The sequence below is a fragment of the Bradyrhizobium sp. i1.15.2 genome, assembly GCF_040548425.1.
Taxonomy (GTDB): Bacteria; Pseudomonadota; Alphaproteobacteria; order Rhizobiales; family Xanthobacteraceae; genus Bradyrhizobium; species Bradyrhizobium canariense.
On the sequence record NZ_JBEPRQ010000040.1, the window covers coordinates 35,279 to 46,163 of the forward strand.

The window sequence follows — 10,885 nt, forward strand, 5'->3', positions numbered from 1 at the left end:
GCGTTCTCTCTCAGGACTGTGTTTCGAGGACCGGCGTCGGCTTGGACGCGGGAGCGAGTGCCGGCGTCGGCGCCTCCGGACGGGGGGCGTCGTGCGCAGGCACGGCAGGCTCCTCAGCCGAAGTTTCGTGGTCGAGATCGGGCTGAATGCGGAACCAGGCCACATACAGTGCCGGCAGGAACAACAGCGTCAGCAGCGTGCCGACGATGATGCCGCCCATCATCGCGTAGGCCATCGGGCCCCAGAAGATCTCGCGCGCGATCGGAATGAGGGCGAGACTTGCGGCGGCGGCCGTCAGCAGAATCGGCCGCATGCGATGCTCGGTCGCCTCCACCACGGCGTTCCAGGCCGGGCGTCCCTCCTTCCTGAGGTCCTCGATCTGGACGATCAAGATCACGGAGTTTCGGACCAGGATGCCGATCAGGGCCAGCACGCCTAGGATAGCGACGAAGCCGAGGGGCGCTCCGCTCGGCAACAGAGCCATGACGACGCCGATCACGGCGAGCGGCGCGACAGCGAACACCAGGAACAGGCGATGGAAGCTCTGCAGCTGGATCATCAGCACCGTCGCCATGACGAATAGCATGAGCGGAACGATGGCCACGATCGGCGCCTGGCTCTTGGCGCTCTCCTCCACCGAGCCGCCGATATTCACCGAGTATCCCGCCGGCAGCTCCTTCGTGAACTCCGCCACCTTGGGCGCGAGCTGATCGACCACGGTCTTGGGCTGCGCGGTGCCGACGATGCCCGCCTTCAAGGTGATGGTCGGGATCCGCGCGCGCCGCCAGATCGTCGGCTGCTCGAGCTCGTAGCGCAGATTGGCCACGGCCCCGAGGGGCACGGACTGACCACCGACGCCCGTCAACTGCAGATCGCGCAGAGTATCGATGGACGCTCGTTCCACCGCGGTCGCCCGTCCCGTGACATTGACCAGGTAGATGCTGTCGCGCACCTGGGTGATCGGCGTGCCCTCGAGCACCGAATTCAGGGTGGTGGCGATGTCCTCGGAGGTCACGCCGAGTTGGCGCGCCTTGTCCTGGAGAACGTCGACCTTGACGACCCGCGCCGGCTCCATCCAGTCGAACACGACGTTGCCCAAATCGGGGCCGCTCCGGACGATCCCGGCAAGCTTCTGCGAAAGATCCCGCAGCTTGCCGATGTCGGGCCCGCTCAAGCGGTACTGCACGGGACGCCCCACCGGAGGACCGACCTCGAGCAGCTTGACGTAGGTGTCGGTGCCGGGGAACGTCTTCTTCAGGTACGCCTCGAACTGCGCCTTGACCTGGTCACGCGCCTTGATGCCGCCCTTGGTCACGACCACCATCTGGCCGAACCAGGTGTTCGCCGTCTGCACGTCGAAAGACAAGACGAAACGCGGCGAGCCGGTCCCGACATAGGTCGACCAGTGATCGACCGAATGGTTGTCCTGAAGCTGTTCGCGCTCGAACCGCGCCATCTGCACGTTGGTGTCGGCGATGGAGGCGTTCTGCGGCAAGTTCCAGTCGATCACGAGTTCGGCGCGGTCCGAGGACGGGAAGAACTGTTGCTGCACGAATTGAAGACCGAACAAGGCGCCCAGGAAGGCTGCGGCAGTCACCGAGATGGTCGTCCAGCGATGATGCATGCAGAACAGAAGCAGACGCGCAAACATCTGCGCCACGCGGCCCTTCTCTCCATGATGGCCCTTCATTTTGGCAGGCAGGATCGTGACGCCGAGCAGCGGCGTGAACAGCACCGCGACGATCCAGGACACGATCAGGGAGACGGCGATCACCACGAAAAGCGTGAAGGTGAACTCACCGGCATTGCTGCTGTTGAGCCCGATCGGGATGAACCCGGCCACCGTGACCAGCGTGCCCGTCAGCATCGGAAACGCAGTCGACGTATAGACGTGGGTCGCCGCCTTCTCCAGGGGCTCGCCGATCTCTAGCCGCGCCACCATCATTTCGACCGCGATCATGGCGTCGTCGACCAGCAGGCCCAGAGCGATGATCAGCGCGCCAAGCGAAATTCGCTGAAGCGAGATCCCGGCATAGGCCATCACGACGAAGGTGATGGCGAGCACCAGCGGGATCGCGACGGCGACCACCAGGCCTGCGCGCAAGCCCAGGCTAAGAAAGCTGATGCCGAGCACGATGATCACGGCCTCGAACAGCGCTTCCGTGAAGCCGGAGACGGCATGCTCGACGATGACGGGCTGATCGGCGACCTGGTGAACGCCGACGCCGATCGGCAGGTCGGCGATGATCTTGGTCATTTCCTCCTTCAGCCCCTCGCCGAAGTGAAGCAGGTTCGCGCCGGACTTCATGCCGATGGCCAGCGCGATCGCGGGCTCGCCGCTGTACCTGAACAGGGTGCTGGGCGGATCGGCGTAGCCCCGCGTGATGGTTGCGACGTCGGTCAGCGGAAAGAAGCGGTCGTTGATGCGGAGGTTGACCGCCTTCAGGCTTGCCTCCGAGGTGAACTGGCCGTTCACCCGCACGCTGATCCGCTCCGGCCCTTCCTGGAACACACCGGAGGGCGCGACCGCGTTCTGCCCCTGCAGCGAGGCCATGATGGCGTGGACGTCGAGGCCAAGGGCCGCGATCTTCCGGGTCGAGAATTCGAGATAGATCACCTCGTCCTGCGCACCGAGAATGTCGACCTTGCCGACGTCCGGCACGGTCAGCACCTTGGCGCGGATGTCTTCGACGTGATCGCGCAGCTGACGCTGGCTCAAACCGTCGCTGGTGAACGCATAGATGTTGCCGAACACGTCGCCGAAGCGGTCGTTGAAGCCCGGCCCGATCACCCCTTGCGGAAACTCGCCCTTGATGTCCGCGATCATGTTGCGGACCCGGATCCAGGTCGGCTTCACGTCGGCGGCCTTGGTGGTGTCACGCAGATAGACGAAGACGGTGGTCTGGCCGGCGACGGTGACGCTCTTGGTGTAGTCGAGCGATTCCAGCTCCTCGAGCTTCTTCTCGATCCTGTCGGTGACCTGCCGGGTCATTTCCGCGGGCGAGGCGCCCGGCCACTGCGCCTGGATCACCATGGTTTTGATGGTGAAGTCTGGGTCTTCCTGCCGGCCCAGCTGAAGGTACGCAAACAATCCCGCCGCCATGAAGGCGACCATGAAATACCAGACGAGCGAACGATGACTGAGCGCCCAGTCGGAGAGGTTGAACGACTTCATGGCTTCTGATCCTGTTCGATGCGGACTTGCTGTCCTTGCTTGAGGCTGTGGATTCCGGCGGTGACAACGCGGGCGCCGGAGGCAAGACCGCCGATGACCCGGAGACCCGCGGGATCGGCAACGACATCGACCTTTTGCAGCGAGGCGGTGTTGGCGGTCTGGTCGACGACCCAGACGAAATTTGCGCCCTCTTTGGCGAGCAGCGCCGAGGCAGGAACGTGCAGGGCCCGGGGTTGAGCCCTGTCGAGTCTGGCGGTCACGGTCGCGCCAAGCCGAAAGCTGTCGGGGGGACTGTCGAGGGCAATCCGGACGCGCCGCAATCGGGTGACCGCATCGGCTTGGGGCGCAATCTCCCGGACGGTCCCCTGCACCTGAACAGCCGGTAGAAGCTGTAGGGAGACCGTGAACGGCAGCCCGATCTCCAGCGGCAGCGGAAAGTCCTCGCCGATATCGACGACGGCTTCGCGAACGTCCGGCCTCGCGATCGTCACCACCGTTTGACCAGGGGACACCACCTGGCCGACTTCTGCGCCGATCGCTGTGACCACGCCGGCGAAGTCGGCCTTGATCTGCGAATATCCGAGCTGCTCCATCGCCTTGGTCAGATTTGCCTGTTCGCGCGCTACCGTTGCTTCGCCGCCGGCGCGCGCCTGCTCGGCATTGTCCAGAGTCTGCTTCGTGGTGGCGTCGGTGGTGATGAGCGTCCGCTGCCGTTCCTCCGTCGCTCGAACCGTGGCGAACTGCGCCTCGGCCTTGGCAAGCTGTCCTTTGGCGGCGCGAACGGCGAGTTCGAGGGCCGTCGCGTCGATGGTGCCGATCGTCTGTCCCTCATTGACGAGATCACCGACGTAGACGGGACGGCTCGTCAGGCGTCCCAGCACGCGGAACCCGAGATTGGTCTTGTAGCGCGGCTCGATGACGCCCACTGCGACGGTATCGGCGGAATGATCGGCTTCGAGGAGCATTGATTGGACGGGACGCGTGGGCTCAGGCGCCTTCGCTTCCTGCTGACATCCGGCAAGCGCAAGCGCGCATGCCAGCGCGCCCGCCATAGTCACGGGGCTCGTCATGAGTGATCTCCTTCGTAAGTCACGGACTGGCCGACGCTCAGGAGCTTGCCACCGTCCACCACCACTCGCTCGCCCGGCTCGAGACCCGCCTTGATCAACACTTCGCCGGCTTCGTACCCACCGACGATCACCGGCTTCAGGGAGGCGATCCGCGTCGCCGGATCGACGATCCAGACCGCGGGTCTGTTGCCCGCCGCCATCAAGGCGCTCCATGGCAGGGCGACCTGCCGCTCAGCCTTCACTTTCACCGTTCCCGCGACGGCGCTTCCAAGCGTCATCGTGGGGGGCGGAGCCTTGATCGCCACCTTCACCCGAATGGTCGAACTCCTCGGATCGACGGCCGGAGAGATCTCTCGAACCTCGCCGTTCGCGGTCACGCCCGAGTCGGCCACCAGCCTCAACGAAACGTCGCCGCCGTCGGCATTTCCAAGAAACATCGACTCGTACACATCGAAGACCGCGTCCCGTTCGCCGTCTTGCGCCAGCGAAAAGACCGGCTGCGCCGCCTGTACGACTTGACCGGTTTCGAGGTTGCGGGCGGTGACGACGCCGTCTGCCTCGGCCCGCAGCGCGGTGTAGCCGAGGGCGTCTTTCGACGTCCCCAGCAACGCTCGCGCCGATTCAAGCGCACCTTCAGCGGTTCGCAATCCTTCCTGCGCCTGGTCGTAGGCCGTGCGCGTGGTGAAGCCGCTTGCGATCAGCGACTTCTGGCGCTCGAAAGTCGTCTTCGCCACACGTAGCTGGGCTTCGGCCGCCAGCACTGCAGCCGTCGCGGCATCGACATCGGCCTCCTGCTCGGCCGGGTCGAGCAGTGCCAGCACCTCGCCCGCCTCGACGTGGGTCCCGACTTCGACGAAGCGCGCGATCACACGTCCGCTGACACGGAACGACAGATCGGCGCGGAAGCGAGGCTGGACCTCCCCGGTCAAGGTGAGGGAGGCTTGCCGATCCTTCGGCTGCACGATTTCCGTGCGCACGAAGGCGGCGCGCGCAGCGGGAGCGGCCGCGTGATCGTCGCAGCCTGCGAGCGCGGCGGCGACGAGCGCGAGCGTCAGTCCGCCGATGGGCTTCACCAAGCGCTTCTCACGGACGAATTTCGGACAGGGAGGTTTCATAGCGCGACCATGCGGTTGGGGGATGAGAACAGCTGACCCAAGGCATCGGACGGTTTCGGATCCGGCTTGGCTGCAACGGGATGATTGGCCTGGTGCGAGACGGCAGCAGGCGGAGGAAGAGCCGCGGTGTCGGCCGACTTGGCCTTGACGGACCGCGTCAACCTCATGCGCCGCGTCGCCATCCCCCAATTCGTCTGCCGCTCTCGCTCGGTCAGCGGAAACGAGAGAACGACCGACGTGAACTCGCTGCCGAAACCCTGCTCGATCCGACCGCCCAGGCTCCTCGCCAGGTCGTTGTCGGTCCGAACCCGCCGTCCGGCATCCGACCGCACCGAACGCGAGCCGTTGTCCAGCACGATGCAGTTCACCAGTGCGCCGCGACGGGTCAGCTTGACCTTGATCTCACCGGCACGCGCATCGAAACAGGCGTGTTTGGCCGCCGTCCCGATCAGGTCATGGACGATCAGACCCAGCCGCCAGCACCGCTCCGACTGAAGGGGGACGCACTCGGTGTCGAAGATCAGCTGGATGTTCATGCCGTCCAGTCGGGACCGGCGCATCGCGCAGCCCAACTTGTGGACGTGCGCTGCGGCATCGACGAGGGCTTCGCCCTGAGGCCGCGCGAGCATCAGATGCACTTCGGCATGTCCGTGCAGCAGGGAGGCCACATCGTTCAAGGCGGCCTTCGCTTCGGCCCCTTCGGCCCGGACGATCGCAGCCGAGACCAGATCGAGCGCCGAGGCGACGCCGTCCGCGACCCTGTGATGCGACTCCCGCAACAGGACGCCTTCCGGCAGACGATGCGAATCTTGGCTCAAAACCGGCACTGCGTTCTCCTGAAGTGGGCTCGGATGATCGGCCTCGGCGCGAAGGCTCTTGCGGCCCCGATCACCCGAAGGCGCTGCAAAGCGTTAATCAAACTATACCGTATATTTTCTTTTTCTTGCCTTTCAGTGCCGCCTATGTCAAGTGGCTTCTGCGTACGCACAGACTCGTGATTGGGAGACCGTCGATGACGAAGAAGACCACCCCGAAACGGGGCCGGCCGGCGAAGGAATTCGCCGGCGACGTCCAGGCCCGGATCCTCGATGCGGCCCAGCAGCTTTTTCTCGACAAGGGCTACCGCAGCGCCAGCATCGACGACATTTCCGAACTGGCCCCTGCGAGCAAGCCGACGATCTACGCGCATTTCCAGGGCAAGGAGGCGCTGTTCGCGGCGGTGGTGGCCCGGACCATCAGCGGCCTGTCCGATTTCGAAGGCTTCGAGCCGGAGGGCCGCACCCTGCAGGACAAGCTCATGAGCCTGGGCACCGCGATCGTGGAGAAGGTAATCGAAGAATCTCTGGGGATGGTTCGCGCCACCATCGCGGAAGCGCAGCGTTTCCCGGAGTTGAGCCGCAACGTCCACGACGCCGCGCGGGATCGTTCCGTCGGCGCCATTTCTCAACTGCTGAACGAGACGACCCAGAAGGTCGCACGCGCACCGAAAGGTCCCTTCACGGGCAAGCGCAGCATCGCCACCGCTCAGATCTTCCTGGATCTGATCCTGCTCCCGATGCTTTTCCGTTCACTGGTGGGAGAAACGCCGAAAGACTTGCGACGGGAGTTGCCGTCTTTCGTGCGGGAACGCGTCCGGTTCTTCCTCTCGGCGTGCGAGGCGGATTGGACGCCTTGAACCGCACCTTCGCCAGCCGCTAGGCGCGGCACGTCGCGCGGTAGTGCAGCGGCTGGCTGGCGACCTGCGCCGGCGTGGCGCTGCGGAGCGCGCCCGAGCAGAAGCTCATCATCTCGTCGAAGGCCGCCCTGCCGGCCATCGTTCTCATGCGCGACGGATCGAGGTATGCACCCATTGCCTCACACGTGCAGCGGGCCAGCGCCGTCGGGCTCCCTGCCCGAAACTCGCCACTCGCCTGCCCGGCCGCGATGATCGACCGGACCAGGCCGCGGACCGTGTCGGCATGGGACAACACGACCGGCCAATCCGCTTGTTCTGCTGCAATCACCAGCTCGTGCAGCCTCGCATCGTGCGCCAGCCTATGTTCATGCCGCTGGCAGATCGCCCAAAAAGCGGCCTCCAGGCGCTCTTCGCCCGAGACATTACTGCGGGCCTCGATTCCCGCATCGGCGCACATCTCGCCGAGGAGTCCTGCCACCACGGCCTCCTCTACCGCCTGGCGGGAAGGAAAGAACCGATAGATATTTGCCGGGGACATGGAGGCGCTGCGGGCGATGTCCGCAACGGTCGTCTTCCGATAGCCGATGGCCCGGTACAGTCGAATGGCGGCCTGCACGATTCTTTCGCGAGGGCACGGCGATCCGCCCGGGGATGCCTGGGTCTTGTTCATCTTCGGGCTCAATGCGGCGGAATTGCCTGCACCTCGCGCCGGCAAGCCTCGCCGAATTCACGCAGCGGATCCATCTCTTCGAGGAAGCCCGGCAGGTCGACGAACGAGGTGTTCGGTGCCAGGTAGGTCTCGATGATCAGCCGTCCCGCCCGCTCTGCGGCATGGACCACCTCGTCGTCGGACAGTATCCGCATACGTCCGATCAGCGCATACAAATTCACCAGTGCCGGAATCTCCGATTTGTCGCTGGTCAGCGCGTCCGCATAGAGCCGGGACGCCTCCTCGATGAAGCATCGATACAGCTTTTCACGTTTGACGAACGCGTGAGCATGATGGCGTTCGCGTACCCTCCGACGGCGGGTCGCCCACCCCGTCACGATCGTGGAAATCGCTCCGAAGGCCGAGCCTCCGAACGCGGCGAAAGCGGGGAAATAGATCGTGTTCATGCGATCACTCCTCATCTTTTGCGCCGCGATGCCGACGCGCTTCCATCGTTCTGATCGAGGCTGCGGCGGCGGCTGCCTGGTCGAAGACGGCTCCGCAAGCTTCGCTCAGGTCCGACCTTCTTTGCCGGAGACAGGCTTCCACACCGGTGGGGTCGGGAATGTAGCCGATGCACAGGCGAAACGCGTCAGGCGCGCAGGCGGCCCTCTGCTCGGCCGTGCCGCGGTCCTCCTGCGCGAACGCCGCACTGGCCACTGAAATTAACGTCGCACCGACGAGCACCGCTCGCTTCCTAAACATATCCGATCCCTTTCACCGGTTGAGTCATTCGACCGCGCATCGCAGGACCCGAAGCCCCGCGGCCGAGCAGCGCGAACACGCGCTTGTGAGTCTCTGCACTTGACACTTTCGCGCCCCATGCGGTATGCGAAATATACGGTATAGTTTATTTAATGGTGGAACGATGTCAAGCCTGCTGTTGACGCTCGCAAGGGAAAATCCCTGGCCCGGAATCGCACTCGCATCTCTCAATTTCATGGTCGCCTTGTCGCTCGTGGGCATGAGCCTGCTGCTGACGGTGACCATCGGGGCACTCGCCTGGCTTCACGACCTTGCCGACCGGGAGCCCGCCCCCCTGCGATGTGGCGAGCCGACCGGGCTCCGGATGCCTTCGACGACGCTCGGTTGCACCCCACGACAATCCTGGCGGAAATTCTGACATGCTCGGCGTGATCGAAGTTTTCGACGTCATGCACCCGGATCCGGCCACCGGCCATCCAGTGTGGACCGGCCTCACGGGCACGCGCACAGCCCTCAAGCGGGACGGGCACGAGATCGATCCAAAAGCCATGGCCTATTGCCCGGTCGAATGGATCGACGAGCGCGGGTATCTCGATGCCAAGCTCGCGCGCCGGCATCCGCGCCCCTGGGGCATCTGACAATGAGCAGGTCTCGTGCCATGTCCAGGATCGAGCTGCCATGAGCAGGCAATCCATGCTGTCACGAAGTGCGAGCGGCCTCGTCGCACCGGAGCTACCCCTGCGGGGCTATTTTCTCTGGGTCGGAGGCGCGCTGCTCTTGCTGCTTCTGGCAGCCGGTTGGGCGCTGCCTGCTCCTGCGCCGAGCCCACTCACGGACTCGCGTTCTGCGCTGCCGCCGATCCGGATCCGCTCCGAAACCAAGGCACCGGAGGCGGTCGTCATCGATACCAGCGGGTTCGGACTGCGCGCGAGGGCTGCCGAGCATGACATCGCTGCCGAAGCTCCATCCCGGCTGCCCGAAACTCACCTCGAAAGTAGTGACGGCAGTCCGACACAGCCGACTGATCTGCGCCTTCGGCAGAGCCTAGCGCAGTCGCAGCCCGACGTTCACGACCACGCAGGCCAAACCGCCGATCGAGAGGAGATCGGGGCGCGAGAGCGTAAATTCGCTCGAGCGCATCCCGTAAAGCGGCGGCACGATCTGCATCCTGCTTCCCCAAACGGGCTTGGTGCCTGCGGTTCATCGATCCGCGAGCGCCGCCATTGCCGAACCGCATGGTCGCCGAACTAATCACCCAGCCATTTTTGAATGAACACCAAAGGACTATCCGATGCCAAAAATGCAGTTGCTTGCGCTTATGGTTTGCTCCGCCGCCCTGACCGGGACGGGAGCGATGGCCGACATCACCCAAGCTCCTTCCGACGCTGCACAGCAAAGCGCTGCCGCGCAGGACGATGTCGACGAAGCGGCCATCCGCCGAGTGATCGAGCAGTTCCATACCACCCGCGTGCCGCTGGATCAGGCGATGACAATAGCCGAGCGCTTGCACGACGGCTCAAGGACCGCTGACGTCAACTTCGAGATATCTGGTCCGCCCGTCTACCGCGTACGCACGGTCAAGAACGAGCATATCTACGAGAACGTGATTGATGCGAGCACCGGGAGCGTGTCGCAGCGCGAGATTGCATCGTCATTGAAGGAACTCGATCGGGAAGATCTCGCCAAGGTCGTCGCCCTGAAGTGGATCAAGCAGGAGCTGTCGGATGCGGTGCGGGTCGCGGAGAAAGCGGCGGAGGGAAAAGCGCTCGCTGGCGGACTGATGAGGCAGGACGGCAAGCTCAATTTCGTTGTCGTAGTCGCCACCGGCGACCGTTTGAAGGAAGTGCTGCTCGAGCCGCCCAAGATCGGGCGTAGAGAGTTAACTCCCCGCTGACCCGCTGCCCGGGCCATATGCGATCGTCGACACCGGGCTTTCGTTCGGACGGTCGCCGATCGTGACCCGCTGATACTCACTCTACGACCGCATCGTCCGCGATCTGCTCGCGACCTATGAGCGTAAGCCGCTGGACGCCAAATGCGCCGTCGACAGCCTGATCGCGGCAGTCTACGGGCGGCGTTTCCAATGTACACGCGGACGATGGACTGGACCGATCCAATGCCGATGGTCGAGATGGCCGTTAGGTCCATGTGTCGTCATGTCGGGATCTAGACTCACTGATCGCGACTGTTTGGAGCAGACAGTCCTCTGCCTCCTGAACGCAGTGCACCTCTTCTATGTAATTGATCTTTCTCGCTGTGGCAGGCGTTTCCATGCCGTTTTGTTCACGGTTGTTCCACCCAATTCGTTGCGATTTCGTTGCGGAGTTCTGAGAGAACGGCAGCCACTGTTGCTTGACGGGTCTCTTGGAGGCTTTCCCAAGCACCAGCGGGAAGAGATGGCCAACACCGCCCGCCTCAGTGTCGCGGTTGCGAGTC

At 64.2% G+C, this 10,885-nt stretch carries 13 protein-coding genes; 4 read left to right on the plus strand and 9 right to left on the minus strand.

Going from position 1 to position 10,885, the window contains the following annotated elements:
- Positions 1-10: 10 nt before the first annotated feature.
- The 4 genes from ABIB80_RS36665 to ABIB80_RS36680 are packed head-to-tail and all read right to left on the minus strand — an operon-like array spanning position 11 to position 6,028.
- Complete coding sequence (locus ABIB80_RS36665; protein ID WP_354129327.1) at positions 11-3,175, minus strand: efflux RND transporter permease subunit; 3,165 nt, start codon at positions 3,173-3,175, stop codon at positions 11-13.
- Positions 3,172-4,245 carry an efflux RND transporter periplasmic adaptor subunit gene (locus tag ABIB80_RS36670; protein WP_354129328.1) on the minus strand — a complete coding sequence of 358 codons (1,074 nt, stop codon included), beginning with the start codon at positions 4,243-4,245 and terminating at the stop codon, positions 3,172-3,174. Before ABIB80_RS36670 ends, ABIB80_RS36665 begins: the two co-directional genes overlap by 4 nt.
- Positions 4,242-5,360: an efflux RND transporter periplasmic adaptor subunit gene (locus ABIB80_RS36675; RefSeq protein ID WP_502918769.1), complete on the minus strand. Its 1,119-nt coding sequence runs from the start codon at positions 5,358-5,360 to the stop codon at positions 4,242-4,244. The genes ABIB80_RS36670 and ABIB80_RS36675 overlap by 4 nt, the downstream gene beginning before the upstream one ends.
- Entirely contained in the window at positions 5,357-6,028 is a 672-nt protein-coding gene (locus ABIB80_RS36680; RefSeq protein WP_354129341.1) for a sensor histidine kinase family protein, read from the minus strand. Before ABIB80_RS36680 ends, ABIB80_RS36675 begins: the two co-directional genes overlap by 4 nt.
- A 344-nt stretch (positions 6,029-6,372) precedes the next feature.
- Here ABIB80_RS36680 and ABIB80_RS36685 point away from each other — a divergent pair, with 344 nt between their 5' ends.
- Positions 6,373-7,035: a TetR/AcrR family transcriptional regulator gene (locus tag ABIB80_RS36685; protein WP_162479041.1), complete on the plus strand. Its 663-nt coding sequence runs from the start codon at positions 6,373-6,375 to the stop codon at positions 7,033-7,035.
- Between the two features lie 19 nt (positions 7,036-7,054).
- Here ABIB80_RS36685 and ABIB80_RS36690 read toward each other — a convergent pair whose 3' ends face one another.
- From ABIB80_RS36690 to ABIB80_RS36700, 3 genes are read right to left on the minus strand one after another with little or no spacing between them, the layout of a single operon-like run.
- Complete coding sequence (locus ABIB80_RS36690) at positions 7,055-7,705, minus strand: TetR/AcrR family transcriptional regulator (RefSeq protein ID WP_354129329.1); 651 nt, start codon at positions 7,703-7,705, stop codon at positions 7,055-7,057.
- Positions 7,706-7,713: 8 nt separating this feature from the next.
- Complete coding sequence (locus ABIB80_RS36695; protein WP_245289054.1) at positions 7,714-8,151, minus strand: hypothetical protein; 438 nt, start codon at positions 8,149-8,151, stop codon at positions 7,714-7,716.
- A 4-nt stretch (positions 8,152-8,155) separates the two neighbouring features.
- Positions 8,156-8,431: a hypothetical protein gene (locus tag ABIB80_RS36700; RefSeq protein WP_473405622.1), complete on the minus strand. Its 276-nt coding sequence runs from the start codon at positions 8,429-8,431 to the stop codon at positions 8,156-8,158.
- Positions 8,432-8,612: 181 nt separating this feature from the next.
- Here ABIB80_RS36700 and ABIB80_RS36705 point away from each other — a divergent pair, with 181 nt between their 5' ends.
- Both ABIB80_RS36705 and ABIB80_RS36710 read left to right on the plus strand, forming a co-directional pair.
- Entirely contained in the window at positions 8,613-8,867 is a 255-nt protein-coding gene (locus tag ABIB80_RS36705) for a hypothetical protein (protein WP_354129331.1), read from the plus strand.
- Position 8,868: 1 nt separating this feature from the next.
- Entirely contained in the window at positions 8,869-9,087 is a 219-nt protein-coding gene (locus ABIB80_RS36710) for a hypothetical protein (RefSeq protein WP_354129332.1), read from the plus strand.
- Positions 9,088-9,493: 406 nt separating this feature from the next.
- On the opposite strand, the gene ABIB80_RS36715 is transcribed toward ABIB80_RS36710, so the two are convergent.
- Entirely contained in the window at positions 9,494-9,616 is a 123-nt protein-coding gene (locus ABIB80_RS36715; RefSeq protein WP_354129333.1) for a hypothetical protein, read from the minus strand.
- Positions 9,617-9,803: 187 nt separating this feature from the next.
- On the opposite strand from ABIB80_RS36715, the gene ABIB80_RS36720 reads away from it, so the two are divergent.
- Complete coding sequence (locus tag ABIB80_RS36720; RefSeq protein ID WP_354129334.1) at positions 9,804-10,343, plus strand: PepSY domain-containing protein; 540 nt, start codon at positions 9,804-9,806, stop codon at positions 10,341-10,343.
- A gap of 244 nt (positions 10,344-10,587) precedes the next feature.
- On the opposite strand, the gene ABIB80_RS36725 is transcribed toward ABIB80_RS36720, so the two are convergent.
- Positions 10,588-10,885, minus strand: a 298-nt coding sequence (locus tag ABIB80_RS36725) for a hypothetical protein (RefSeq protein ID WP_354129335.1), incomplete at its 5' end; no start/stop codon positions are given.